This is a genomic window from Phytohabitans rumicis (genome assembly GCF_011764445.1).
In the GTDB taxonomy this organism is placed as follows: domain Bacteria; phylum Actinomycetota; class Actinomycetes; order Mycobacteriales; family Micromonosporaceae; genus Phytohabitans; species Phytohabitans rumicis.
This window is the reverse complement of sequence record NZ_BLPG01000001.1, coordinates 8,868,568-8,893,702: the sequence shown is the minus strand read 5'-3', so window position 1 is coordinate 8,893,702 and position 25,135 is coordinate 8,868,568. Positions and strand designations below refer to the sequence as shown.

20 protein-coding genes, 19 tRNA genes and 2 pseudogenes are annotated in these 25,135 nt (G+C 71.3%); 29 read left to right on the top strand and 12 right to left on the bottom strand.

The annotated features are described in order from the left end of the window. Positions 1–14: 14 nt before the first annotated feature. From Prum_RS40370 to Prum_RS40260, 23 genes and pseudogenes are all read left to right on the top strand, one after another. The gene (locus Prum_RS40370; protein ID WP_173082248.1) at positions 15–2,231 is read left to right on the top strand and encodes a hypothetical protein; all 2,217 of its coding nucleotides are present in this window, start codon (positions 15–17) and stop codon (positions 2,229–2,231) included. A 297-nt stretch (positions 2,232–2,528) separates the two neighbouring features. After that, a tRNA-Trp gene (locus Prum_RS40365) sits at positions 2,529–2,603 on the top strand. A 185-nt stretch (positions 2,604–2,788) separates the two neighbouring features. Continuing rightward, positions 2,789–3,022: pseudogene (locus Prum_RS40360) on the top strand (HNH endonuclease); the annotation flags it as partial. Between the two features lie 39 nt (positions 3,023–3,061). Next, positions 3,062–3,133 (top strand) — tRNA-Gln (locus Prum_RS40355). A gap of 43 nt (positions 3,134–3,176) precedes the next feature. Beyond that, positions 3,177–4,376, top strand: coding sequence for an RtcB family protein (locus Prum_RS40350; protein WP_173082246.1), 1,200 nt, complete (start codon positions 3,177–3,179; stop codon positions 4,374–4,376). A 37-nt stretch (positions 4,377–4,413) separates the two neighbouring features. Continuing rightward, positions 4,414–4,499 (top strand) — tRNA-Ser (locus Prum_RS40345). 1 nt (position 4,500) lies between these two features. Then, positions 4,501–4,575 (top strand) — tRNA-Ile (locus Prum_RS40340). Between the two features lie 5 nt (positions 4,576–4,580). After that, positions 4,581–4,653 (top strand) — tRNA-Arg (locus Prum_RS40335). 5 nt (positions 4,654–4,658) lie between these two features. Then, a tRNA-Pro gene (locus Prum_RS40330) sits at positions 4,659–4,733 on the top strand. A 4-nt stretch (positions 4,734–4,737) separates the two neighbouring features. Beyond that, a tRNA-Ser gene (locus Prum_RS40325) sits at positions 4,738–4,824 on the top strand. Positions 4,825–4,829: 5 nt separating this feature from the next. Continuing rightward, positions 4,830–4,901: transfer RNA gene (locus Prum_RS40320), tRNA-Arg, on the top strand. A 6-nt stretch (positions 4,902–4,907) separates the two neighbouring features. Further along, a tRNA-Lys gene (locus Prum_RS40315) sits at positions 4,908–4,979 on the top strand. A 1-nt stretch (position 4,980) separates the two neighbouring features. Further along, positions 4,981–5,054: transfer RNA gene (locus Prum_RS40310), tRNA-Ile, on the top strand. A 118-nt stretch (positions 5,055–5,172) separates the two neighbouring features. Continuing rightward, a tRNA-Leu gene (locus Prum_RS40305) sits at positions 5,173–5,245 on the top strand. 78 nt (positions 5,246–5,323) lie between these two features. After that, positions 5,324–5,397 (top strand) — tRNA-Gly (locus Prum_RS40300). Positions 5,398–5,412: 15 nt separating this feature from the next. Further along, positions 5,413–5,486 (top strand) — tRNA-Leu (locus tag Prum_RS40295). Between the two features lie 5 nt (positions 5,487–5,491). Continuing rightward, positions 5,492–5,567, top strand: a tRNA-Ala gene (locus Prum_RS40290). Position 5,568: 1 nt separating this feature from the next. Next, a tRNA-Thr gene (locus Prum_RS40285) sits at positions 5,569–5,641 on the top strand. A 77-nt stretch (positions 5,642–5,718) separates the two neighbouring features. Then, a tRNA-Leu gene (locus Prum_RS40280) sits at positions 5,719–5,792 on the top strand. A 15-nt stretch (positions 5,793–5,807) separates the two neighbouring features. Then, positions 5,808–5,879 (top strand) — tRNA-Lys (locus Prum_RS40275). A gap of 144 nt (positions 5,880–6,023) precedes the next feature. Further along, a tRNA-His gene (locus Prum_RS40270) sits at positions 6,024–6,098 on the top strand. A 76-nt stretch (positions 6,099–6,174) separates the two neighbouring features. Continuing rightward, a tRNA-Arg gene (locus Prum_RS40265) sits at positions 6,175–6,247 on the top strand. A gap of 348 nt (positions 6,248–6,595) precedes the next feature. After that, a complete protein-coding gene (locus Prum_RS40260) occupies positions 6,596–6,736 on the top strand; it encodes a hypothetical protein (protein WP_173082244.1) in 141 nt (46 codons plus the stop codon). Between the two features lie 4 nt (positions 6,737–6,740). Here Prum_RS40260 and Prum_RS40255 read toward each other — a convergent pair whose 3' ends face one another. The 4 genes and pseudogenes from Prum_RS40255 to Prum_RS40240 form a co-directional block, all read right to left on the bottom strand. Further along, entirely contained in the window at positions 6,741–7,262 is a 522-nt protein-coding gene (locus tag Prum_RS40255) for a sigma-70 family RNA polymerase sigma factor (protein WP_173082242.1), read from the bottom strand. A 54-nt stretch (positions 7,263–7,316) separates the two neighbouring features. Next, positions 7,317–8,086, bottom strand: a pseudogene (locus Prum_RS40250) (SAM-dependent methyltransferase). 16 nt (positions 8,087–8,102) lie between these two features. Then, positions 8,103–8,660 carry a hypothetical protein gene (locus Prum_RS40245; protein ID WP_173082240.1) on the bottom strand — a complete coding sequence of 186 codons (558 nt, stop codon included), beginning with the start codon at positions 8,658–8,660 and terminating at the stop codon, positions 8,103–8,105. Next, a complete protein-coding gene (locus Prum_RS40240) occupies positions 8,657–8,794 on the bottom strand; it encodes a hypothetical protein (protein ID WP_173082238.1) in 138 nt (45 codons plus the stop codon). The genes Prum_RS40245 and Prum_RS40240 overlap by 4 nt, the downstream gene beginning before the upstream one ends. 119 nt (positions 8,795–8,913) lie before the next feature. Between Prum_RS40240 and Prum_RS40235 the strand changes: the two genes are divergently transcribed. The 4 genes from Prum_RS40235 to Prum_RS40225 are packed head-to-tail and all read left to right on the top strand — an operon-like array spanning position 8,914 to position 11,970. After that, entirely contained in the window at positions 8,914–9,723 is an 810-nt protein-coding gene (locus Prum_RS40235) for a polyphosphate polymerase domain-containing protein (RefSeq protein ID WP_246278424.1), read from the top strand. 5 nt (positions 9,724–9,728) lie between these two features. After that, positions 9,729–10,406, top strand: coding sequence for a DUF4956 domain-containing protein (locus Prum_RS40230; protein WP_173082234.1), 678 nt, complete (start codon positions 9,729–9,731; stop codon positions 10,404–10,406). Next, on the top strand, positions 10,406–10,993 hold the full coding sequence (locus Prum_RS52800; RefSeq protein ID WP_246278423.1) for a hypothetical protein: 588 nt from the start codon (positions 10,406–10,408) through the stop codon (positions 10,991–10,993). The genes Prum_RS40230 and Prum_RS52800 overlap by 1 nt, the downstream gene beginning before the upstream one ends. Then, positions 10,948–11,970, top strand: a complete 1,023-nt coding sequence (locus tag Prum_RS40225; RefSeq protein ID WP_246278422.1) for a CotH kinase family protein — start codon at positions 10,948–10,950, stop codon at positions 11,968–11,970. Before Prum_RS52800 ends, Prum_RS40225 begins: the two co-directional genes overlap by 46 nt. 375 nt (positions 11,971–12,345) lie before the next feature. Here Prum_RS40225 and Prum_RS40220 read toward each other — a convergent pair whose 3' ends face one another. The 5 genes from Prum_RS40220 to Prum_RS40200 are packed head-to-tail and all read right to left on the bottom strand — an operon-like array spanning position 12,346 to position 18,584. Then, positions 12,346–14,424, bottom strand: coding sequence for a beta-galactosidase (locus tag Prum_RS40220; protein WP_173082232.1), 2,079 nt, complete (start codon positions 14,422–14,424; stop codon positions 12,346–12,348). Beyond that, on the bottom strand, positions 14,421–15,278 hold the full coding sequence (locus Prum_RS40215; protein WP_308785412.1) for a carbohydrate ABC transporter permease: 858 nt from the start codon (positions 15,276–15,278) through the stop codon (positions 14,421–14,423). Before Prum_RS40215 ends, Prum_RS40220 begins: the two co-directional genes overlap by 4 nt. Continuing rightward, complete coding sequence (locus Prum_RS40210) at positions 15,275–16,192, bottom strand: carbohydrate ABC transporter permease (RefSeq protein ID WP_173082230.1); 918 nt, start codon at positions 16,190–16,192, stop codon at positions 15,275–15,277. The genes Prum_RS40215 and Prum_RS40210 overlap by 4 nt, the downstream gene beginning before the upstream one ends. 4 nt (positions 16,193–16,196) lie before the next feature. Then, a complete protein-coding gene (locus Prum_RS40205) occupies positions 16,197–17,552 on the bottom strand; it encodes an ABC transporter substrate-binding protein (RefSeq protein WP_173082228.1) in 1,356 nt (451 codons plus the stop codon). 15 nt (positions 17,553–17,567) lie between these two features. Further along, complete coding sequence (locus Prum_RS40200) at positions 17,568–18,584, bottom strand: LacI family DNA-binding transcriptional regulator (RefSeq protein WP_173082226.1); 1,017 nt, start codon at positions 18,582–18,584, stop codon at positions 17,568–17,570. Positions 18,585–19,198: 614 nt separating this feature from the next. Here Prum_RS40200 and Prum_RS40195 point away from each other — a divergent pair. Both Prum_RS40195 and Prum_RS40190 read left to right on the top strand, forming a co-directional pair. Further along, complete coding sequence (locus Prum_RS40195) at positions 19,199–20,362, top strand: ROK family transcriptional regulator (protein WP_173082224.1); 1,164 nt, start codon at positions 19,199–19,201, stop codon at positions 20,360–20,362. Positions 20,363–20,601: 239 nt separating this feature from the next. Further along, positions 20,602–22,209 (top strand): carboxylesterase/lipase family protein, encoded by a 1,608-nt coding sequence (locus Prum_RS40190; protein WP_173082222.1) that lies wholly within the window; start codon positions 20,602–20,604, stop codon positions 22,207–22,209. Here Prum_RS40190 and Prum_RS40185 read toward each other — a convergent pair. The 3 genes from Prum_RS40185 to Prum_RS40175 are packed head-to-tail and all read right to left on the bottom strand — an operon-like array spanning position 22,193 to position 25,037. Then, the gene (locus Prum_RS40185; protein WP_173082220.1) at positions 22,193–23,023 is read right to left on the bottom strand and encodes a heme ABC transporter ATP-binding protein; all 831 of its coding nucleotides are present in this window, start codon (positions 23,021–23,023) and stop codon (positions 22,193–22,195) included. The two genes, Prum_RS40190 and Prum_RS40185, sit on opposite strands and share 17 nt — an antisense overlap. After that, complete coding sequence (locus Prum_RS40180) at positions 23,020–24,048, bottom strand: FecCD family ABC transporter permease (protein WP_173082218.1); 1,029 nt, start codon at positions 24,046–24,048, stop codon at positions 23,020–23,022. The genes Prum_RS40185 and Prum_RS40180 overlap by 4 nt, the downstream gene beginning before the upstream one ends. After that, a complete protein-coding gene (locus Prum_RS40175; RefSeq protein WP_246278421.1) occupies positions 24,045–25,037 on the bottom strand; it encodes a heme/hemin ABC transporter substrate-binding protein in 993 nt (330 codons plus the stop codon). Before Prum_RS40175 ends, Prum_RS40180 begins: the two co-directional genes overlap by 4 nt. Between the last annotated feature and the right edge of the window lie 98 nt (positions 25,038–25,135).

The window sequence follows — 25,135 nt, the reverse complement described above, 5'->3', positions numbered from 1 at the left end:
GACGGCGCCGCCAGGTGACGGACACGGCGTGGCCGACGGTCAGTTGCTGGCTGGCGGCGGAGTTGACCGGCACGCGCGACAAGCGACCCGCCATCCTCGGTGACTTCCTGGCGCTCGCCCAGGACGGTTTCCTCGATGTCATCGCCAAAGCCGACATGTACACGCTGCGCCGGACGGAGGAGGTCCCACCGGGCCTGCCGTTCGAGCGGGCGGAACTGCTGGCCGGGCTCTTCTTCAGCCTGGAGGCCACGCTGCTGCGGCCCTCGGCGCGCAGCGCGATGACCGACTCGTGGGCCGACCGGATCGGACTCGACGATCTGCGAAAGGCGACTCAGCGCAGCGCCGCCGAGCTCGGCCTCACCCGCCGGCTCCCGCTGCCCGGATTGACGGCCGCGGGCAAGGCCGAGCGGCGGCGCCTGCAGGAGCTGCCGGCGCGGCTGGACACGGCGCACGGCGATCCGCGGGCGGTGCCGTGGGCCAGGTTGCTGCTCGACGACGACAAGTTCCGGCACTGGTACGGCACGCACGTGCTCCAGACCGGTCTGCCCGCCTGGTTGGTGTTGGGCGACGGCCTGCCCGACAGCTTCGACCTGCTGGGGCCGCTGGGCATCGGCGGGCTGTTCGAGGCGCTGCTGCACCAGGTCGTCCCGCGCCGGCCGAAGATGGCCCCCTCCCGCGAACGGGACTACATCGTGTCCTACGCACCGGCTCCCGCAGCGCAGCCAGCCGCGCCGGCGGCGGACGAGGACGATGTGGACCCGGCGGACCTGCTCGGTCCGCCGCTGCTGACCGCCGAACGGTTCCTGCGGGCCCGGGCCGCCGCCGGCCCGGACGCCGCGGCCGGCGTGACCGACGTGGCCGCCGCGCGCGACCTGCTGAGCCGGCTGCGCGAATCGGGCGACGCGAGCGCGATCGCCGACGCCGACGAACGCCTACTCGCCCTGGAGCGGATCGGGTCCACCGAGTACGAGCCCGACTGGCCCACCCAGGTGATCGCCCGCCGCCAGGAGCTGGCCGGATCCGACCCGCAGCGGCACGGTCCACTGCTCGGCCTCGCGCTGGCCCTACACGCCCACCTGCTGCTCGACGCCGACCTGACCGACGCGGCGAGCGCCGAGGCCGAACACGCCATCGCCGTGCTCACCCGGCACCTGTCCCGGGCCGGCCGCATCCAGCCCGCCCTCGTCCTCGCCCAGGACGCGGCCGCCATCACCGCGCTGGAGAGCGGCCGCCCCGCCGAGGCCGAGCGGGTGCTGACCCGGTCCACCGAGATCCTGCGACGCCTCACCGCCGACGACCCCGGCCACGCCGACGACCTCGCCCACCACGAGGCCCTGCTGACCGACGAGGCGCTGCCACTCATCGCCGGCCCAGCCATCGTCCAACTGGACCGGCAGCTCGACGAGGGCATCCAGCTCAGCCGCGCCGGGCGCCTGGCCGAGGCGGAGCCGCTGCTGGCCGACGCGATGGCAAAGTCCACATTGCTCATCGACCCCGACCTGCGACCGGATAAGGCGACCGGCTGGGACCGGGCGCTACTGTGCCGCTCCGGCAAGGCACACTGGCGGTATGTGATCGCGGCACACGCCCGGGGCCACGCGGCCGAGGCCCTGGACGCCGGGCAGCGGGCCATCTGGTGCTACCAAACCGCCAAGGACCTCGCCCCCGCCGGATCGGCCGAACTGGCCGAGGTCACGGCTCAGCTCATGACCGTCCTCGCGGACGTCGCCGAGATCGCGAACGGCACCGGCGACGCCGGCATGAGCACGGTGCTGACAGACGAGGGCATCCGGCTCGGCCGCCTGGACACCGCCGCGGACCAGGCGATCCAACGGGCGCTCGGGACGCTGCTGCACAACAAGGCGAACGCGATGACCAACGCCGTCGTACACAGCGCCCAGGCCGGCACGCCGCTGCCCTACACCGGGCCGCAGCTCGGCGGCACCATCGCCGACGCCGTCACGATCCGGGAAAGTCTCGCCCACGTCGACGGCCTCGCCGTATGGGAGCTGACCAACTCGCTCCTGCTCGGCGCGCACATCGCCGCGCTCGTGCAGAACCCCCGCGCCGCGGTCGAGCTCTTCTGCCGGGCCGGGGCACTGCTCGCCGGCCTCGGCACAGCCGCCGACTCGCTCGCCAACCGGCAGCGCCAGATCGGCGACATGCTCGCGGCGGTCGCACCCCAACAGGTGGCGGCGGCCCGCTCCGCCGGCCGATGGCCACTGCCATAGTCATTCCGACCGAAATACTGTTGCGCGGCACCGGAAAAGCGCCGTACCGTACTTACCACAAGAACAACCGAATGGGAGACGAAGACATGTTCTGGCAACCCTCATCCGAGCCGCGGCGACTAGCGCCGTGCGGGATCGCGGGCATGCCACGTGTCCGGCGATCCATAGACATCACCGCCAGCGAAAACCCCTACCTGGGCACCAGGCGGCGACGATAGCGCGCACCCAAAGCGCCAACGCCGCCCACCCAGTACGGGACCCGGGCGGCGTTTTTCGTTGCACCGCATCACATTTCTCAGGGGTGTAGCTCAGCACGGTCAGAGCGCCGGTCTCCAAAACCGGTTGTCGCAGGTTCGACTCCTGCCACCCCTGCTTCGCCCTGGGCTCCGGCCCGGAATGGCGCCGAAAATTGAGAACTCCACAGTGGATGGCACAACACGAAAAGGCCCGGCCGGCCGGCAAACACACCGGCTGGCCGGGCAATCGGGGACGACCGGCACGGCGACCGGGCCTGGTTTGGGACCAGGACGCAGCGCGTTCGACTCGCGCGTCTCCGACGGTCCGGCGTCCTGCACCGCGACGGCCACCGGTGCGGCTACTGCGGCGGTCCCGCCACGACCGTCGACCACATCCTGCCCCGCTCCCGCGGCGGCCGGAACACCTGGACCAACACGATTGCAGCTTGTGGCGGCTGCAACCAGCGCAAGGGTGACCGCACGCCCGCCGAAGCGGGCATGCGGTCGCGGTTCCGGGCGACCGTCCCGACGTGGGCGTCGCTCACCGTGCGCTGATGGTGCGGCCGGCGGACCTCTCGCTCCGCCGGCCGCCTCTGGGAGCTGATGTAACCGGCAGCATGGTTGCCTCTGAAGCAGCTCGTCCAGGTTCGAATCCTGGGCTCCCAGCGACGTACGTAGAAACAGCGCCGACCACAGGAGGCAGACGGTCATGGGATACGAGATGCTGGCGGGCACGAAGGTGCCCGTGCGGGTCTGGACCGACCCGTACGGCATCGAGCCGCAGGCCGCCCAGCAGCTGCGCAACATCAGTCAGCTGCCCTGGGTCGAAGGCGTCGCGGTGATGCCGGACGTCCACTACGGCAAGGGCGCGACGGTCGGATCGGTCATCGCCATGCGGCAAGCGGTCTCCCCCGCCGCCGTCGGCGTCGACATCGGATGCGGCATGTCCGCGGTCCGCACCTCGCTGACCGCGGCCGACCTGCCCGACGACCTCGGGCCGCTGCGCAGCGCCATCGAGGCGGCGATACCGGTCGGTTTCGCCCAGCGCGACACGGCCATCAACCCACGCCGGGTCCGCGGCCTCGACCAGCGCGGCTGGGACGCCTTCTGGGCCGGCTTCACCGGCCTCGACGACCGCGTGTCGCGGCTGGAGCACCGCGCCCACCACCAGATGGGTACGCTCGGCGGCGGCAACCACTTCATCGAGGTCTGCGTCGAGCAGGGCGGCCCCGACGACGGCCAGGTCTGGCTGATGCTGCACTCGGGTTCCCGCAACATCGGCAAGGAGCTCGCCGAGCGGCACATGGCGGTCGCCCGCGGCCTGCCGCACAACGACGGCCTGCCCGACCGCGACCTGGCCGTGTTCCTCGCCGGCACGCCACAGATGGACGCGTACCGCCACGACCTGTGGTGGGCCCAGGAGTACGCCCGCCGCAACCGGGCGGTCATGATGGCCGTGCTCTGCGACGTCGTGCGGCAGCACCTGCCGCAGGCGACCTACGGCGAGCCGATCTCCTGCCACCACAACTACGTCGCCGAGGAAACCTACGGCGGAGTGGACGTGCTGGTGACCCGCAAGGGCGCGATCCGTGCCGGCGCGGGCGACCTGGGCATCATTCCCGGGTCGATGGGCACCGGCTCGTACATCGTGCGCGGCCGGGGAAACCCGGACGCTTACTGCTCGGCGTCGCACGGCGCCGGGCGGCGGATGTCGCGGGCGCAGGCGAAGCGGACGTTCACGACCGACGACCTGGTAGCGCAGACCGCCGGCGTCGAGTGCCGCAAGGACGTGGGCGTGGTCGACGAGATCCCCGGCGCGTACAAGGACATCGGGGAGGTCATGGACCAGCAGCAGGACCTGGTCGAGGTGGTCGCGCGCCTCAAGCAGGTCGTCTGCGTGAAGGGATAGCCGACGCGGCGCCGGACTCCGGTCCGGCGCCGCACATGGAGGGTTCGCCATCGGCACGGCAAGCGGGTTGCTAACCCGTCGCGGGTCACACCGTTGTGGGTTCGACTCCCGCACCCTCCGCCAGGTCGTCGTGGCCAAGCTGGTTAAGGCACTTCGCTGATAACGAAGAGATGCGCTGGTTCGAGCCCAGCCGACGACACTCATGCCCCATGGCGCAGCCGGAAAGCGCGCGACGCTACGAACGTCGAGGCCGCAGGTTCGAGTCCTGCTGGGGGTACGCATCGGGACGTGGCGCAGCTTGGTCAGCGCGCCGCGTTCGGGACGCGGAGGCCGCCGGTTCGAGTCCGGCCAGCCCGACAGTGGAGAGGCCAGCCGATTGGTGCCGGCGCCCGTCTCGAAAACGGTGTAGGGCTTGCCCGTGTGGGTTCGACTCCCACCCTCTCCGCCACGCCTCTCCCGCTAGCTCAACGGACAGAGCACCGTCCTCCTAAGACGGCTGTCCGGGTTCGAGTCCCGGGCGGGAGACGACGAGCGCCGTTAGCTCAGTGGTAGAGCTGCCGCCTTTTAAGCGGACTGTCCGGAGTTCGATCCTCCGACGGCGTACTGCGGGTAGGAGCACCGGTCGTGCTCAACGGCCTCATAAGCCGAGTCAGGTGGGTTCGACTCCCACACCCGCCCCCGTCCCGATGGCGCGGTGGACGAATAGGACAATCTCCTCCACCAGCGGCGCGTCGGGCACGACACACGCCGGATGGTGGTTCCGAGGCGCTGCCCGTAAAGCTGCCCTCGGAGCCATGCCGCGGTAGCCCAACGGGAGAGGCAGCCGGCCCAAACCCGGCTCAGCGCGGGTTCGACCCCCGCTCGCGGTACTTACGCCTTCGCCCGACTGGTCGGGCCCTGCCCCGGTACGGCAGGTCAGCGAGTTCGAGGCTCGCCGGAGGCTCGTTGCGGTTGTAGCTCAACGGAAGAGCGTCGCCTCGCCATGGCGAAGATCCGAGTTCAATTCTCGGTAACCGCTCCAACTCCCAGCTATCTCGCCCTCGTAGCCCAATGGCAGAGGCACCGTCTTGAGGAGGCGGTCATGTGCGCGTTCGACTCGCGCCGAGGGCACGCACGCCGACGAAGCTCAACGGGTAGAGCATGCGCCTTGCAAGCGCAAGAAAACCGGTTCGAGGCCGGCCGTCGGCTCCATGCCAGCGCAGCACGACAGGTGGTGCACCGGATTCGTAACCCGGAGGTAGGGCGTTCGAGCCGCCCCGCTGGCTCTGTGGGCGACGCACAGGTGTGCAGCGCTGTCTTGCAAACAGCGCCCGCTCGGTTCGATACCGAGGTTGTCCACCATGCCCGGGTAGCCCAACGGCAGGAGGCGGCCGGTTCAGAGCCGGCATAGTGCGCGTTCGAGTCGCGCTCCGGGTACGCAGTACACAGCAAGGGTCGTGAGCATGGATGGTTATGCTCCGGGCTCTTACCCCGGAGAGCAGGGTTCGAGTCCCTGGCGGCCCACTTGAGTTGCTTCGTTGCGCCCGGCGGCCGTGGCTGCTCGGGTCGTCCGTGGCGAATTTCTGCCCCTGGAGGGGCAACTGCTCGCCACGATCACATTGGACCAGCCCTCTACCGGGTACGGGCACTGACCAGAAGGCCGAAGTTGTGACGGTAGCTCAACGGTAGAGCGCTGGGATGTGGCCCCAGTCGTTGCGGGTTCAACTCCCGTCCGTCACCCCATGCAGGCGCTCACGTGGCGCGAGGCGCTGGCTGTAAACCGGTAGCCCTGTGGGTTCAACTCCTGCCGCCTGCACCATGCCCTCGTAGCGCAGCGGAAGCGCACCCGTCTCCGAAGCGGGAGGTCGGAGGTTCGAGTCCTCTCGGGGCACGCTCGAGAATGCCATCCACTGTGGACAGCGTGAGCGCGGGCGTTGGCTGCCCGGCCGTCCCTCATAAGGACGGTGTGCCCGGATCGACACCGGGGCTCACGACGGCGGCGGGGCCGGCTCCCAGACGTGCTTCCTTCTATCTCGACTGTAAATCGATGCGATCAGCGCGTCGACTCAACGGCCCCGCCCGCGTTTCTCAACGGGCGACGAGCAGCCGCAACACGTCGGTGGCGGTGTCGACGTACGTGTCGTGGCTGCCGGCCGCTGTGCCGGGCCGGGAGACCAAGGCTCGCGGCCCGGCTGCGTGGTGGGGGCGCGGACGCCGTCGGTACGGCCCGGGACGCGGCGGTGGCCGCGCTGCAGTTCCTGGTCCGGGGTGACCTGCCGGTGCCGGTGGGCGCGCGGGTGTACGCGCTGCACCCGGCTGGGCTGGACGGCGCAGCCGTGACGCTGGTGGCCGCCGCGGATCTCGCTGCCGTGCTGGCGTGATCCGCTACGCCGCGGTGGTCAGGGCCGCCATGAGGTCTTCGCGCGCCCTGGCCACCCGGGACCGGATCGTCCCTATCGGACAGTCGCACACCTGGGCCGCCTCCGCGTACGTCAGACCGGCCACTTGGGTGGCCACGAACGCCTCGCGCCGGTCGATCGGCAGCGCGTCCAGCAGTTGGCGCAGTATGACCCAGTCCTCGAAGCGGCCCGCCGCGGCCTGCCGGGCGTCCAGGGCCACGACGTGCGGCGCGGCGCGCACGGCGTGGATGTGGTCCGCCGCTACCCGGCGGGCGATGGCCAGCAGCCAGGTCACCGCGGACGAGCGGGCCGCGAACCCGGGCAGCGACCGCACCGCGCGCAGGTAGGTTTCTTGCGTCAGGTCCTCCGCTGCCCGCGGGTGGACCAGGTGGGCCAGGAACCGCAGGACCCGCGGCTGGGTGGCGCGCACGAACGCGGCGAGGGCCTCTTGGTCGCCGTCGCGGGCCGCCAGCGCCAGACCGGTGACGTCGGGCTCGCGCGGCAGCATACGGGGAACGCTAGCGGTTTCGGCCGGCTCGGCGAACACCCCGGGGGGAACCGTCTAGGGCTTGCGGCCGATTCCGCAGTAGACATCCAGTTCGTCGGGCGGGTCGGTCGCCGGCCGCCACCGGGGCGCCGAGACGACGCCGGGCTCGACCAGGTCGAGACCGGTGAAGAAGCGGGCGATCTCGTCCGGGCTGCGCAGCAGGTACGGCGGCTTGGCCGACTCGTTCCAGATGCGCTCGGCCTCGGTGTGCCGCTCGCTGCGGGTGCCGTCCAGGACGGTCAGGTAGCTGCCGGACGGCAGGGCGCCGACGAAATGGTCCACGATGGACCGTGCCTCGCTGCCGTCGGTGACGTGCCCGAGCAGGCCGGACATGATCAGCGCGATGGGCTGGGTGAAGTCGAGCGTCCGGGCCGCCTCGCGCAGGATCGCGGCCGGCTGGCGGGCGTCCGCGTCGATGTAGTCGGTGGCCCTTCGGAGCTGGAGGTGAGCAGCGCGCGGGCGTGCACCAGCACCAGCGGGTCGTGGCCGACGTACACGATCCGGGAGGTCGGCTCGACGCGCTGGGCGACCTCGTGGGTGTTGTCCGCGGTGGGCAGCCCGGTGCCGACGTCGAGGAACTGGCGCACCCCGGCCTCGCCGGCCAGGTAGGTCACCGCCCGCACGAGGAACGCGCGGGAGGCGCGGGCGTTCTCGACGATCTGCGGGAACGCGGCCCGGATCTCGTCGCCGACCTGCCGGTCGACGGCGAAGTTGTCCTTGCCGCCCAGCCAGTAGTTCCAGATCCGGGCGGTCTGGGGGATGGACGTGTCCACGCGCGACAGCATAGCCCTGCGCGCGGCGTCACCGGCCGGGTACGTCGTGCGGGGTGTAGGCGGCCCGGAAGAAGCCGCGGATCGGGCGCTGGCCGAGCCCGAGGTTGTGCGCGAACGAGGTCGGCTTGGCCGGCGCGCCGGCGTCGAACGCGATGAAGACGTCGTCGCGGCGGCCCCGGTTGGGGTCGTACACCCGGACGGTGACGCGGCTGCCGGCCGTGTCGTACGCATACGCCAGCACCTGGTGGTTGCGGCCCAGGTCCTGCGGCCGCGCCGAGGCCACGGTGACCACGCCGATCGGCACCGGCAGGTGCCGGTCGATGTCCTTTTTGATCTGTGGCCATTGGACGCGGATCGTCCGCCAGCTGAGCCCGCGCTCAGTCAGTACCTTCCGGCCGAAGACCGTGAACGCGCTGTCGCCGTCCGGCAGGTTCATCCACTGGTAGTACTGGGCGACGCCGGCCGGCACGTGCCAGGAGTCGATGAGCCGCTGGACGATGTAGCGGTAGAGCGGGGCGCCGGCCGGCGGGCGCTCGGGTGGCGGTGCCGCGTCGGCCCGCCAGTAGTCCAGCGCGGCGAACGTCATGCCCCGCACAGCCCGTCGGCGGCGTTCCCCACGCCGATGTCGCCGAACGGCGTGGGCAGCAGCACGGCCGGCTGCGACGGCCACGCGTTGTCGAATACGAAGCCGTGCCGGGACGGCAGGAAGTTCTCCGCCATCCATCCACGCTAGCCGTGGCGGCGGCCGGGCGCGGTCAGCTTTCCGACGCCGCGTCGTTCACCTTTCGTTCGCTGTGCGTTTTGAGGTTGTTTTGATGTGTGTCAGCTTTGCTGGTGTGATGGGTTCGGAGGCTGGCCATGCCCTGCGCGGGCCGAGCAGGCTACACGCGTTCAACCGGTACGAGATCAAGTACCTGGTCGAGCGGTCGCTGGTCGACGTGCTGCGCGAGGAGCTCGCCGCGCGTCTGGACCTCGACACGCACGCGGCCGGCGGCGGCTACGGCGTCTGGAGCGTCTACTACGACACTCCTGGGCTGCGGTTCTACTGGGAAAAGATCGAGGGCTTGCGGTTCCGCCGCAAGCTGCGCCTGCGGCACTACGGCGACCGGTTCGCCGTCGGTGACGACACCCCGGTGTACGTCGAGATCAAGCAGCGGGTCAACAGGGTCACCCAGAAGCGGCGGGTGCGGGTGCCGTACCAGCAGGCGCGCCAGCTCTGCGACCAGCGCCAGATGATCGACGTGGGCGACTCGGGTGGCGGGTTCCTGCAGGAGGTGCTGGGCCTGGTCGGCCGGCTCGACCTGCGGCCGATGGCGATGACCGGCTATCAGCGCGAGGCGTTCGTCGGCCGGGCCGCCGACGTCGGTCTCCGGGTGACGCTCGATCATCGGGTACGCGGCCGCGACCGCGACTTCCACCTCGGCGCGGCGGCGGAAAACCGGTTCATCATCCCGCCTCGACTGGCGGTGCTTGAGGTCAAGGCCAACGACCGGGTGCCGTACTGGCTGACCGACCTCACCGCCAAGCGCAACCTCGCGGTCGTGCGGGTGTCCAAGTACTGCCAGAGCGTCGAGGCGTTCGGCCGGGCGCCACGGTCCGTGTTCCACGTGCCCGAAGAGCCAATCGTTCTCGCCGAAATGGAGTACTGACCACTATGGACCTCAACGTCCAGGATCTGTCCGGCACGTTCAGCGTCGGCGACATCGCGATCGCCCTGGCCCTGTCGTTCGTGTTGAGCGCGGCGATCGGCTGGGTCTACCGGGCCACCCACCGCAACGTGTCGTACAGCCAGTCGTACGTACAGACGCTGGTGATCCTCGGCATGATCATCTCGCTCATCATGCTCGTGGTCGGCTCCAACATCGCCCGCGCGTTCGCGTTGGTCGGCGCGCTGTCGGTGATCCGGTTCCGCAACGCCATCAAGGAGACCCGCGACGTCGGGTTCATCTTCCTCGTCATGGGCATCGGCATGGCCTGCGGCACCCGCTTCTACACCCTGGCCGTCGTGGCCACCGTCGCCATCTGCCTGGCCGTGGTCGTGATGCAGCGGTTCAACTGGTTCCACCTCAACGTGCAACGCCAGGTGGTCAAGATCCAGGTGCCGGCCGACGAGGACTACACCAACGAGGTCCAAGACGTGCTGATCCGGCACACCGCCGAGTTCGAGCTGGTCAGCATGGAGTCGATACGCGGCGGCGCGCTGACCGAGTTGCTCTACACGGTCAAGCTCAAGAAGGCCACCGAGCCCGGCGACCTGATCGCGGCGCTGCGCGAGCGCACGTTCGGCCAGCGGGTGACCATCTTGACCGGCTACGACCAGACCGACCTGTGATGCGACGCCTCCTGCACCGGCTCCCGGTCCGGCTGCGCCACCACTGGAAGGTGGTGGCCGCGTGCGGGCTGTTCTTCGCCGCCCTGGTCGGCCTCGCCGGCACCACGCGGGTGACGCCGATCGTCACCAGCGACGAACGGGCCGAGGCGGCGGTCGTCACGCAGGACGTCACCGGCACCGTCGACCTCTTCGACGGCACCAAACCGCACCGGCTCACGCTGTCCTATTCGGACGACGACTACCAGCGGATGCTCGACCAGTACTGGGAGGACGGCGAGAAGGAGTACGTCGAGGCGGACCTCGTCATCGACGGCACCGCCCTCGACAGCGTCGGGATCCGGCTCAAGGGCAACTCCACCCTGGCCGCGCTGACCCGCAACGGCGAGCGCGCCCCGAACGGCTTCGGCGGCCGGGCCATGGGTGGCGGCGGTCCGGCCGGCGGCGGTGCTTTTGGCGGCGGGGCTCCCCTGCCGGTGCTCCTGGCGGCGGGGCTCCTGGTGGTGCTTTTGGCGGCGGCGGTCCCGGCGGCGGCTTTGGGGGCATGGGCGCGCTCAAGGCCGAGGAGCCCGAGTCGCTGCCCTGGCTGATCAGCTTCGACGAGTACGTGAAGGGCCGCCGCTACCAGGGCCGCACCGAGATCGCCGTACGCCCCGCCGGCCGCGGCGGCAGCACCGGCCTGAACGAGGCCGTCGCCCTCACCCTCACCGGCGCCTCCGGCGAGCCCAGCCAGGAGTACGCCTACTCCACGTTCACGGTCAACGACCGCCCCACCGTGACCCGCCTGCTGGTCGAGCACCCGGACCAGACGTACGCCGACGCCCTGACCGACGACGGCGTGCTCTACAAGTCCCGGGCCAGCAGCCAGTTCACCGACCAGGGCGGCGACCCGACCGACTACCAGGACGACTTCGACCAGATCAACCTCAAGGGCAGCCAGGACCTGCAACCGGTGATCGACCTGATCAGGTGGGTAGAAGGCGCGTCCGACCAGGAGTTCGCCGCGGGACTCGCCGACCGGGTCGACGTACCGTCGCTGGCCCGCTACGTCGCGCTGCAGAACCTGCTGCTCAACTTCGACGACATGAGCGGGCCGGGCAAGAACTACTACCTGTACTACAACCTCGACACCAAGAAGTTCACCGTGCTCACCTGGGACCTCAACCTCGCGCTGAGCGGCGACGCCAACCAGGGCCCGCACGACGCCGGCCGGATGGGCGGCTTCCGGATGCCCGCCGGCGGCGCCACGGCTCCTGACGGCGGGGCCGCGGCCCCGGGCGGCGGTCAGGGCCCCGGCGGTGGCGGCCCCTCGATGGGCCACCCGCTCAAGGACCGCTTCCTGGCGGCCTCGGCGTTCACGCAGGTCTACGAGGACGCCTACCGCGACCTCTACCACAAGCTGTACGCCAGCGGCGCCGCCACCGCGGCCGTCGACCGGGCCGTGGCCGCCCGCACCGCCAACGGCGGCGACCAGTCCACCGCGGACCAGGAGGCCGCCACCCTGCGCACCCTCATCGCCAACCGCACCAAGAGCCTGGCCGCCAACGAGGTCATCGCCCGAAGCTGAACGGGGTGAATCCGGGCTGTCCGGTCACCACGAGCAGCACGGACACCGGCAGAAGCAGAAACACCACGATGACGAGCGTGGTCAGTCGCAAGCGTCGCACTTGTCTTCCCCCAGTCGTGGATGGGTGATGTGAGTGCGACGCTAAGGCGGCCCGCGACCGGCGAACAGGGACAGGTGTCCCGCCTTATTTCTCCCCGTCAACCCCGGCCGGTTCCGCTTCGTGCGGCCTCGTCGATCAGGGACTTCCGCGTCGATCAAGGGCTTCCGCGTCGATCAAGGGCAAACGGTCGTGGATCGGAGATCAAAGCACGACCATATGCCCTTGATCGACGGGAAAGCCCTTGATCGGCGCGGGGAAGGGACTGTGGGGAGGGGTTAAGGGCGGGGGTGGAGGATGCGGACGTCCCAGGCGGTCAGGGTTAGGGCGGCGCCCGCCTCGTACTCGGCGCCGGACAGGACGTCCCGCACCGGCTCGGGGGCGGTTACCGTGGCCGGCTCCCAGGACCAGTTGTGCAGGAAGCGGACGCGGCGCCCGTCAGGAGCGGTCGCGCCGGTGGAGGTGACCGTGGGCGGGGTGTCGCGCCAGCCCGTCACGTCCGGCACCGCCCAGCGGAAGAGCGCCTCGGCCAGCCCCGCCGACGGCACGGTACCGACGTACGTGATGCGGCCCGCCCCGTACGCCCGGGTGGTCGCGGCCGGCCACCGTCCAAAGTGGGGGTGCTCGTAGCCGGCGAGCACCTCGGCGCCGTCCAATTGCAGCCCGTCGACCCATCGGGTGGCGGCCGCCCCGTCCGGCAGCCGCAGCGGCGAGGTGTCCGCGGCGCGTACCGGCACGTCGGCGGTCAGGTTGGAGAACTCGTCGTACCAGACGCCGGCCGCGCCGGCGAGCCGCGCCGGCTGGACCTCGCGGCGGGCCCGCGCCTCCGGGTCCGCGTACGCGGAGCGGGGTCCGAGCACCAGGTGCCCACCGGCCTCCGCGTACGCCGCTAGCGCGTCCAATATGGAGTCGTCCGCGATGTAGAGCCCGGGCGCGACGAGCACCGGATGGCGGGCGGCGAAGGCGGCCGGATCACCCAGTTGCCCGGCGTGCAGCACCCGCACCTGGAGCCCGGCGTCGAACGCGCCGCGGTAGAACTGCTCGATGATGGTCTGGTACGTGCGGCGGTCCGGCCCGCCGTCCGGCGTGGCCAGCTGCGGCTGGGCCGACAGCGCCCACTTGCTCGGCGTCGAGTAGAGCAGCGCGACGTCGGCGTCCGGGACGAGGCCCGCCACCAGATCGCCGGCGGTCGCCAGCTCCGCGCCGATCCGGGCCAGTTCCCGGTACGTCCGTCCGGGCCGGCCGCTGTGCGGGAGCACGCCGCCCCAGTACGTCTCGGTGCCGAAGTGGATGCTGCGCCACTGCCAGTACTCCACCATGCGCGCCCCCCGGGAGACGAGCGCCCAGGCGGCTTGGCGCCACTGGCCGTCGTACCCGGGCTGGTTTGTCCATGGGTAGCCGATGGACTGCGCGTTCGTCTCCGTGACGAGGAACGGCTCCTGCCGGGACGAGAACATCCGGTCGGCGGTCAGGTACAGCGCCCAGGTGCCCTCGGTCAGCCAGAACTGCCGCGCCGACTCCCCCGCCGGCACCGCGAACCCGTCCTGCATCACGTAGTACGGGTTGCCCGCCGTGACGTCGAGGCTCCGGGTGAGGTCCTCATCGGACACTGCCGGCCGGTCGTACGAGATGCAGGTGGTGACGAACTGTCCCGGCCGGGCGTACTCCCGGACGATGCCGGCCTGCCAGGCGATGAACTCGTCGACGAGCGTGGCCTGGAAGCGCCGCCACGCCAGGTCGTACTGGGGCTGGTAGTTGCCGTCCGGCACCCACAGGTCGGCCCAGGTGGACAGCCGGTGCGACCAGTAGACTAGGCCCCATTCGCGGTTGAGCGTTTCCACGTCGCCGTAGCGCTCCCGCAGGTGGTCGACGAACCGCTGGAACACGCCGTGGTTGTGCAGCAGCTCGTTGCCCGGCTCGTTGTCCACCTGGAAGCCCACGACGGCCGGATGGTTCGCGTACCGGGCGACCATCTTGCGGATCACCCGCTCGGCGTGGAAGCGGAACGCCGGGTGCGTGAAGTCCACCTCCTGCCGGCCGCCCCAGGGGATCCGCTGACCGGTCGCGCGCTCCCCCGCGATCTCCGGGTATCGCCGGGCCAGCCATGGCGGCACCGCGTACGTCGGCGTGCCGAGCACCACGGCGATGCCCCGGTCGTGCGCGCCGTCCAGGACCGGCTGGAGCCAGTCCAGGTCGAACACGCCGTCCTCGGGCTCCCAGGTGGACCACACGGACTCGCCGACCCGGATCACCGTGAACCCGGCGTCAGCCATCAGGTCCAGGTCCGTCTTCAGCAACTCGTGGGGCTGGTACTCGTAGTAGTACGCGGCGCCGAACAGCACGCGACCATCGGTCATTGCTTGACTCCTCCGGTGGCCAGGCCGCTCTGCCAATACCGTTGCAGCATCAGGAAGGCGGCGATGAGTGGGATGACGGACAACAGGGAGCCCGTCACCACCAAGGACAGCAGCCCGCCGGTCGCGCCGCCGCCGGCCTGCGCCTGCGACGACCAGTTGGCCAGGCCCACGGTGACGGGGTAGAGCGACGGGTCGTTGAGCATGATGAGTGGCAGGAAGTAGTTGTTCCACGTCGCGACGAGCGTGAAGAGCAGCACCGTGACGAGGCCCGGCGCGAGCAGCCGCAGCGCCACCTGCCAGAAGATGCGAAACTCGCTGGCGCCGTCGATGCGGGCCGCCTCGATGAGGCTGTCCGGCACCGCCTCCTCGGTGTAGACGCGCATCAGGTAGAGCCCGAACGGGCTCACCAGCGAGGGCAGGATGATGGCCCACGGCGTGTTGACGAGCCCGACCTTGCTGAAGAGCAGGTACGTCGGGATCGCCAGCGCCGTGGCCGGCACCATGATGGAGCCGAGGACCGCGTTGAAGAGCAGGCCGTTGCCGCGGAACTTGTACTTCGCGAACCCGTAGCCGCCGAGCGCGGCCAGCAGCGCCGCGCCGCCCGCGCTCACCACGGCGTACACCGCGGTGTTGAGCAGCCAGCGGCTGTAGACGCCGCCGTCGTACGTCAGGGTCTCACGGGCGTTGGACAGCAAGGAGAAGTCGCCGCTGAACCACAGCCCGAAGCTGTTGAACAGGTCGCCGGTGGTCTTGGTGGAGGCGACGACGAGCCAGAAGAGCGGCAGCAGGAAGTACACCAGGAAGGCGAGCATCGCCAGGAACAGCAGGGTGCTGCGCGGGCGCCGCCGGGTCACGACGCCCTCCGGCGGTTTCCGATGAGCAGGAACGCGTACGACACGACGACGATGACGAGTCCGAGCAGGAACGACACGGCCGCCGCGTAGTTCACCTCCTGGCTGGTGAAGGCCAGCGAGTACGCGTACAGGTTGGGCGTGTAGGAGTTGGCGATGACGTTGGGTGCCAGCCGCTGCAACAGGTTGGGCTCGTTGAAGAGCTGGAAGCTGCCGATCACCGAGAAGATGAGGGCGAGCATCAGCGCCGGCCGGATCGCCGGGATCTTCACGCTCCACGCGGTACGCCACGCGCCCGCCCCGTCGACGGCCGCGGCCTCGTACAGCTCGCTCGGGATGGCGCGCAGGGCCGCGTACAGGATGATCATGTTGTAGCCGGTGTACTCCCACGTGACGACGTTCGCCAGGGAGCCGAGCATCAGGTCGTCGCTGAGGAACTTCGGCGCGGTGACGCCCAGCTTGTCGGCGAGCTGCGCGATCGGGCCGAAGTCCGGGCCGTACAGGTAGCCCCACATGAGGGTGGCCACGACGCTGGGCACCGCGTACGGGACGAAGATGCCCAGCCGGAACACCCTCGCCAGGCGCAGCACGCCGCTGTCCAGCGCGAGCGCGAAGAACAGCGCCAGGCCCAGCATGAGGGGCACCTGCAGGAGGAAGAACTTGCCGACCCGCACGACGCCCTCGACGAGCTGGTCGTCGGTGAGGGCGCGGCGGTAGTTGTCCAGCCCGGCGAACGTCGTACCACCGATGAGCTGCTCCTTGAACAGGCTCAGGTACGCGGCGTACAGCAGCGGCAGCACGAGCATCGCCAGGAAGACGACCAGGAACGGCGCGACGAACAGGTAGCCGCTGGCGGCCTGGCGGGCTTGCGCCCGCCGGGCCCGCCGCGGGATCGTGTTGGTGGTCACTGTGGACATCCGCCTACCCGACCGTGAATCCCTGGTTCTTGGCGTACGTCGTGATACGGGACTGCCATTGGTCGAGCGCGGCCGAGGTGTCCGCCTTGTCGGCCAGCGACTTGCCGACCGTCTCGTCCCAGTCGCTGACCGTCTGGTCCAGGAACGGCGGCCAGGTGAAGCCGGTGGAGACCGTGTCGCTGATGCCCGCGAAGAGCTCGTTGACCGTCTGTCCACCGTAGAACGCCGGCTTCTGCCCGGTGAAGCTCGGGTCGGCCAGTAGCGCCCTCGTCGGCGGGAAGAGGAACTGCTCGGTGGCGAAGAGCCGGGTGGACTCCGCGTCGGTGTTGAGGAACTCGGCGAACTTGGCGGCCGCGATCGGGTTCTTGGTGGACTTGATGACCGCGGACGTCGACCCGCCCCAGTTGCCGGACTTGTTGTCGCCCGCCGTCCACTGTGGAAGCGGTGCGGCCCGCCACTTGCCGCTGGTGTCCTTGGCGCTGGTGGACAGGAAGACCGGGCCCCACGCGGCAGTCAGCCAGGTGGCGTACTTGCCCCGGTTGAGGGCCTGGTACCACTGGTCGGTGAAGTCCGGGTCGGTCGAGACGACGCCCTCCTTGGCCAGCCCGCTCCAGTAGTCGGCCAGCTTCTTGGAGGTCGCGTCGTTGACGTTCACGCTGATCTGGTCGGGGGCCGAGCTGGTGAACGGCTTGGCGCCGGCCTGCCAGAGCAGGCCCATCCAGACGCCGTTCTGGTTGGAGGCCAGGTTGGTGATGTAGACGTCCGGGTCGGCGGCGTGCAGCTTGCGCGCGGCCGCGGCGAACTCGTCCCACGTCTTGGGCGGCTGGATGCCGTACTTGTCGAAGATGTCCTGCCGGTAGAGCATGCCCATCGGGCCGGTGTCCTGCGGGATGGCCCACACCTCGCCGTTGCGCCCGGTCACCTGCTGCCAGGTCCAGTCGACGAACTGGCTCTTCAGCGCCTCCGCGCCGTACGGCCGCAGGTCCAGCAGGCTGTCGGTGATCGTGAAGGTGGGGATGTACTGGAATTCGATCTGCACCACGTCGGGCGCGCCGCTGCCGGCCTTCAACGCCGTGCGCAGCTTGGTGTACTGCGGCTCGCCCTGGCCGGCGTTCACCACATTGACCTTGATGGCCGGGTACTTCTTCTCGAAGAGGGCGACCTCCTTCTCGATCTGCGGCACCCATGTCCAGAACGTCAGCTCGGTCGGCGTCTGCATCGCCTTGTCGATGTCGGCCTGGCTCACGCTGGCCGTGGTCTGGCCCGAGCCGCCGTCATCACCCCCGCCGCAGGCCGCGAGCGTCAGCGTGGTGGCGACCCCGAACGCCAACCACCGCATCGCGGATCGTCGTAGTGTCATGGCGGTACTCCTTACCTAGTGGGGTGGTGCGGTCGACTCGCGGACGACCAGGTGCACCGGTGGTTCGTCGTGTGGCGTCGGTGGGCTCGTGTCCTCGATGCGCTCCACCAGGAGTTCCAGGCCGTGCGCGGCCATGACGTCGAACTCCTGCCGGACGGTCGTCAGCGGCGGCGACAGGTACGCCGATATGGGGATGTCGTCGATGCCGACGACGCTCACGTCGTCCGGCACGCGGCGGCCGGCCTCGGCGAACGCGCGCATGACGCCGACGGCCATCTCGTCGTTGGCCACGAACACCGCGGTCAGGTCGGCCACCCGCGCCAACTGCCGGCCCGCGGCATAGCCGGACGTGGGCGACCAGTCGCCCTCGATGACCGGCGGTTCGGGTACGCCGGCGGCGGCGAGCGCCTGCCGCCAACCGCGCACCCGATCCCGGGCCGAGAACCACCGGCTCGGCCCGGCCACGTGCCACACCGTGGCGTGCCCGAGCCCGAGCAGGTGCTCGGTGGCGACGCGGCCCGCCACGACGCCCTCGTCGTCGAGGACCAGCACGTTCGGCCCGGCCAGCCCCGGCATCGGGCCGAGGCTGACCACCGGCACGTCCAGCTCCAGCCGGACGCCCTCGCCCTCGTCGACCGGGTCCGACAGGATGATCCCGTCGACGCCTTGGTCGAGCAGCGCCTCCATGGCCTGCGTGATGCCGGCCTGGCCTTCCAGGATGGTGACCAGGCTCAGCGAGTAGCCGACGCCGCGCACAGCCCGCTCCAGCGCCACCAGCGTCTGCGCCGGGCCGTAGAGCGCGCTGCCCAGCGTCACCACGCCGATCCGGTGGAACTTGCCCAGGTTGAGCGCGCGGGCCGCGGTGTTGCGCCGGTATCCGAGCTCGCGCGCCGCCGCCAGCACCCGGTCCCGTACGTCGACGCTGACGTAACGCTCGCCGTTCATGACGCGGGAGACGGTCTTCTGCGAGACGCCCGCCAGGCGCGCCACATCGGTGCTCCCCGGTGGGCGGCGAGGCGGCGACTCGGGCATGGCGAGGCTCCTGACTACGTAGTCATGGCTGTGTCGCCTCTCACTGTCTACGTAGTCACATACCACTGTCAAGAGCTTGTTACAGACACGTTGCCATAGCGCTCTCCGCCACCACGGCCGTTCGCCGATCAAGGCCCTCGCGCCCCGTCGATCAAGGCTTTCCGCGTCGATCAAGGGCATATGGTCGTGGATTGGAGATCAAAGCGCGGCCGTTCGCCCTTGATCGACGGGGAAAGCCTTGATCGGGTACGCGCCGGCGCGGTGCCCGGGGAGCGGGAGCAGCGCGTGGGGAGCGCGTGAGGGCGGCGGCGCGCGGCGAGGCCGGGAGCGCGGGAACGGCGGGAAGTGCGCGGACGCGGGGGCGGCCGGCTGCGTACTCGCCTGAGTTCCACCGCAGCTGACCGCGGTCCCGCGGCCGGCCGGCACTCTCGACCCGCGACTGGCCTGGCCCCGGGTCCGAGGACCGGATGGCGCACCGGCTCGGCCAACCGGACACACCTTTTCGGCTCATCCCGTTCAAATTCGAGCCGCGGACGACGCTATCCGTGCCGGAATGCCCCGTCAACACCCCTGTAATAGAACCGTTTTCGTTCTAATAGCGTTACGCTGGGCCGATGGATCTCAGCGCCAACGAACGGCTTGTCCTCGACGCCCTCGCCGGGGGTGGCGTGGCCAGCCGGGCGGAGCTGAGCGCGCGGACCGGCCTGCCGAAGACCACGGTCGGCGGGATCGTCGACCGGCTGCTGCGGCGCGGCGCGGTGACGCAGCGGCCGCCGGCGCCGCGCGCGGGTCGCGGCCGGCCGGCGGGTGCGCTCGCGCTCGCCACTCCTAGCGGGCCGGTCGCCGTCCTCGCGCTGAGCCACACGACGATCCGGGCCGCGGCGGTCGGCTGGGACGGCACGGTGCTGGCCCACCGCCAGGACGCGCTGGCGGGCGACCGCGACGAGGAGCGGGTGATCGGCCGCGGGGTCGACCTGCTCACCGACGCGCTGGCCGAGGCCGGGCTGCGCCCCGACCAGGCGAGCCGCGCGGTCGTCGGCGTGCCGGCGGCGTACGAACGCGGGGTCGGGCCCACGCTCGGCCGGATCCCCGAGACGGCGCGCGAGGCCGTACCCGGACTGGCGGAGGTCTTCGGGTGGCTGCGGTCCGATCCGGCGCCGGCCGTCGGCGCGCGCCTGGGCGTGCCCGCGGTGGCCGAGAACTACGCGAACCTGGCCGCGCTCGGCGAGGCCGCCTTCGGGGCCGGGCGCGGCGTGGACAGCTTCGTGTACGTCAAGGTGGTCGAGGGCGTCGGCGCCGGGCTGATCCTGGGCGGCCGGCTGCACCGGGGAGCCCGCGGCATGGCCGGCGAGCTGGCGCACGTGCAGGTCCTCGACGACGGCCCGTGGTGCGTCTGCGGCAGCCGCGGGTGCCTGGCCACCACGTACGGCGGCTTCGTCCCGCCGTTCCGGCCGGCATACCCGACGCCGCTGACCGTCGCCGACATCGGGCGGCTCGCCGCGGCGGGCGAGCGGGGCACCCGGCGCATCATGGCGGACGCCGGCCGGCGCGTCGGGCGCGTACTCGCGGACATGTGCGTGCTGCTCAGCCCGGACGCGTTCATCGTGGACGGCATGCTCGGCGCGGCGGCCGAGCCGTTCGTCGCCGGCGTGCGCGAGATGATCGACCGCCACACCCCGGGCGTGCTGGCGGACACGGTGCGGGTGCTCCCCGGCGAGCTGGGCGATCGGGCCGAGCTGCTGGGCGCGGTCGCCCTGGCCCGGACGGATCGGCCGTAGCCATTGCGCGGATCCCCGCCCACGGGATATGTTCTGGCACACAACAAAGCCTTCCCGACCTCGGCCGGCCGGTGAAGGCGCCAGCGCCGCGACCGTTCCACGCCGGCTTCCCGTCCGGCGTACCCGCCTGAACGTCGCCTGGCCAGCACTCCCCGTTCAATGCCTCGCACCCACGAGCGGCACCAGGTCCGGTGCACGCCGGGACCTGCCGTGCCCGCATAACCGGAGGTACGAACCAGATGCGAAAAGTGTTGATAGCCGTGGCGTCGGCTGCGGCGGTGGTCGCGACCGCCCTGCCCGCCATGGGCAACCTCGGAGGCGGACCCGACCCCGCCTACCCCGGCCAGTACCCCGTCGTCCACACCGACAAGGGCGCGGTCCGCGGTGAGGCCAAGTCGTTGGTGACCGTCTACAAGGGCATCCCGTACGCCGCGCCGCCGGTCGGCGCCCTGCGCTGGAAGGCACCCAAGCCGGCCGCGCAGTGGAAGGGCGTGCGCGACGCGACGCAGTTCGGCGGGTCCTGCGTGCAGGGCACCGGCTGGGATCCCGGCTACGACAAGCCCACGCTCACCGAGGACTGCCTCTACCTCAACGTCTACCGGCCGACCGACACGTCGAAGAAGAACCTGCCGGTCTTCGTGTGGAACCACGGCGGCGGCAACACCGGCGGGGCTGGCCGGGACACCAACCCGGACAAGTTCGTGACCCGGCAGGACGTCGTCTACGTCACCATCAACTACCGGCTCGGGGCCATGGGCTGGCTCTACACCCAGGGGCTGGACAGCGAGAACACGGACGGCTCCGCCGGCAACTTCGGCCTGCTCGACCAGCAGGCGGCGCTGCGCTGGGTGCAGAAGAACATCCGCGCCTTCGGCGGCAACCCGGACAACGTCACGCTGGCCGGCCAGTCCGCGGGCGCGCGCAACACCTGTACGCAGCTCGCCTCCCCCTCCGCGGCCGGCCTCTTCGACCGCGTCATCCTCCAGAGTGGAGGGTGCAACGCGCCGGGGCGGACCCGCGCCGAGGCCACGGTGAGCGGTGACCGGTTCGCGGCCGAGTTGGGCTGTCCGACCGGCGCCGGCCAGGTGAGCTGCCTGCGCGCGAAGAGCCCGGCGGACGTGCTCGCCACCCAGGGCAAGGTCGCCCAGTCGGTCTCCGTCGTGGGCACAAAGGTGCTGCCGACCGACCCGCTGGACCTGCTCAAGGCCGGCAAGCTGACCAACCTCCCGGTGCTCGTCGGCGGCACCTCCGACGAGTCGCAGCAGAGCGTCTTCGGCCAGTACGACTACCGGGGCAACCCGGTCACGCCGGCCCAACTCGACGCGCTGATCGCCGGCGCGTACCCGAACGGCGCCGCCCAGATCCGGGCCCTCTACCCGGCGGCGAACTACAAGTCCCCGACGGTTGCCTGGGGCACGATCCAGAGCGACCAGCGCGCCTGCCGCGACCAGACCCTGCGGGACCGGCTGGCGCGGGACACCCGCACGTACGCGTACGAGTTCGCGGAGAAGGACGGCCCGCCGTTCACCTCGATCTGGCGCCTGCACACCGACTACCCGTTCGGCGCCACGCACGTCAACGACCTCGGCTACCTGTGGGACTACCTCGGCACCGCGCTGCCGTTCAGCACGGCGCAGGTCGACCTGTCCAACCAGATGATCAGCTACTGGGGCAGCTTCGCCCAGGACGGTAACCCGGACGTGCGGTACGCGCCGGCCTGGCCACGGTACGCCCCGCAGGGCAACCTGCTGCAGTTCGCGGCGCCCAGCGCCCAGCGGGTGAGCCACGCCCAGATCGGCACCGAGCACCACTGCTCGCTCTGGGACGCGGTCAGTCCCGCGGTGTGACGGCGGCTCCTCGTACCGGCAGCACCAGCGGGCTGCCGGTACGGGGGTGCGCGAGCACCTCGATGTCGTGGCGGTACACCGCGCTGAGTGTGCCCTCAGTCAGCACCTCGGCCGGCGGGCCGGCGGCGACCAGCGCGCCGCCGGCCAGCAGCGCGATCCGGTCCGCGTACGCGGCGGCGAGGCCCAGGTCGTGCAGCACCACGACGACCGTGTCGCCGGCCCGGGCCCGATCGCGGGCCAGGGTGAGCACCAGTTCCTGGTGGTGCAGGTCGAGGGCGGCGGTCGGCTCGTCGAGCAGCAGGATCGCGGTGCGCTGGGCGAGCACGCGGGCCAGCGCCGCGCGGGCCTGTTCGCCGCCGGACAGCGCGGAGAACGGGCGCGCCACGAAGCCCTCCACGCCGGTCAGCCGCATCGCCTCGGCCACGGCGTCGTCGTCCTCGGCAGACAGCGGCGTGCCGGCCCACGGCGCCCGGCCCATGGCGACGACGTCCGCGACGGCGAACGGAAACGACAGCGCGGTCCGCTGCGGCAGCATCGCCCGCCGCCGCGCCAGCTCCACGGTGGACCAGTCGGTCAGGGGTACGCCGTCCAGCTCGACCGTGCCGGCGGCGGTGGGCAGGTCGCCGCACACGGCGGACAGCAGCGTCGTCTTGCCGGCCCCGTTCGGCCCCGCGAGGGCGAGCAGCTCCCCCGCCCGCGCGTCGAGGTCCACATCGGACAGGACCGGCGTCGCGCCGCGGTCGACCCGCAGACCGCGTACCCGGATGGCGACATCGCCCGGCGCGGGCCGCACCGGCGCGCGGAACCGCCTCATCCCCAGCCGCCCGCGCGGGTGCGGGTGCGGCGCAGCAGCCAGAAGAAGCAGGGTCCGCCGACCACGGCGGTGAGCACCCCGAGCGGCAGCTCCTGGTAGTCGACGAGGGTACGGGCGGCCAGGTCGCCGGCCACCACGACGATGGCGCCGCCGAGCGCGCTGGCCGGCAGCAGCACCCGGTGGCCGGGCCCGGCGACCATGCGCACCAGGTGCGGCACCACCAGGCCGACGAAGCTGATGACGCCGGTGAACGCGACCGCGGACGCGCCCAGCAGCGCGGTGACCGCGATCATCGTGACCCGCAGCCGTTCGACGTGCACGCCGAGGTGCCGGGCCGGCCGGTCGCCGAGGGCGAGCAGATCCAGGCGGCGGGCCGCGAACAGGGCGGCGGCGATGCCCGCGACCGCGCACGGCAGGGTCGTGCCCACGCTCGCCCAGGTGGCCTGGGCGAGGCTGCCGAGCTGCCAGAACGCGATGGCCCGCACCGCGTCCGCGTCGCCGAAGAACATCAGCAGGCCGATCAGCGCGCCGGCCACGGCGTTGACCGCGATGCCGGTCAGCACCAGCGTGACCACTTCGGTGCGGCCGCCGGACCGGGACATCGTGTAGACGAGAAACGTTGCGGCGAGCCCGCCGGCGAACGCGGCCGCCACGACCGTCCAACCGCCCAGTGTGGACACCCCGGTGGCGATGGCGGCGGCCGCACCGACCGCGGCGCCCGACGAGACGCCGATGACACCCGGTTCGGCGAGCGGGTTGCCGAACAGGCCCTGCATGAGCGCGCCCGCGCAGCCGAGCGAGGCGCCCACGATGACGGCCAGCACCACGCGCGGGAACCGGACCACCCACAGGGCGTTCTCGCCCTGCGCCGCGCTGGGCATCGGTCCGATGTCGACACCGGCCCGGTGCAGCAGCGAGCCGAGCACCTCGGCCGGCGGCACCCGGACCTGACCGGTGCCGGCGGCGGCCAGGCACAGCAGCGCGAGGCCGACGCCGAGTCCGATGAGGAGGGTGGTCCGCCTCACCGGCACGACTCGTGCACGGCCGTGGCGAGCGCCTGGATGGCCTTGCCGGTGCGGGCGCCGAAGTTCAGCAGCAGCCCGTCGTCCATGTCGACGATCCGCCGCTGCTGGCCCGCCGGGGTCTGCGCCACGCCGGGGAGCTTGAGCAGGCCGTCGACGCCGCCCACCGACGCCAGGCCCTCGGTCATCACCAGAATCACGTCCGGGGCGGCGTTGATGAGCCCCTCACTCGTGAGTGGACGGAACTTCCGCAGCCCGATCCCGGTACCCGCGTCGACCCCGCCGATCGCCGCGATCATCTCGTCGGAGCCGGCGCCCTTGCCGCCCATCAGGTAGACGCCGGCGGTGCCGCGGACGTACAGGAACGCGATGCGCGGCGGCGTCGTGCCGGCCGGCAGCGCCGCGCGGGCCTGCGCGATCTCCTCCTCGACGCGCTTGACGAGCGCCTCGCCGGCCCCGGGCACGCCGAGCGCCGCGGCGATCGCCCGGATGTGCCGGGGCACCGCGGCGAGCGTCTGCTCGTCGTCGATCAGCACCACCGCGATGCCGGACTTGCGCAGCTGGTTCAGCACCTCGGGCGGGCCGATGCTCTCGTCGGCGAGGACCACGGTGGGGTTCAGTTTCAGGATCGCCTCGCCGGACAGGTCGTGCCCGGCCGGGGTGACCACCGGCAGTCCCGCCGCGGCGGTGAACGTGGTGGACGTGTCCCGCCCCACCACGCGCCCGCCGAGGCCCAGGCTGAACACGATCTCGGCGATCGAGCCGTACAGGTTGACCGGCAGGATCCGGCTCGCGTCGGTCACCGTGACCGCGCGACCGTCTACTGAGGACACGGTCGCCGGCAGCGCACTGCCGGGGTCCGCGCCGATCGGCGCGACGTCGGTGGACGCGACCACGGCGGTGGCCGGGCCGCATCCGGCGGTCTCGGCCCGCGGTGCCGGGGCGCCGCAAGCGGCGAGGACCAGCGCCGTGGCCAGCCAGGCTCGCCTCACGACCGGGACCTCCGCCGCCACGCACGCATTCCCAGGAGTACGACGAGAGCGGCCCCCAGCAGGGCGACACTGACCATCCACCACCGTCCGGCGGTGGT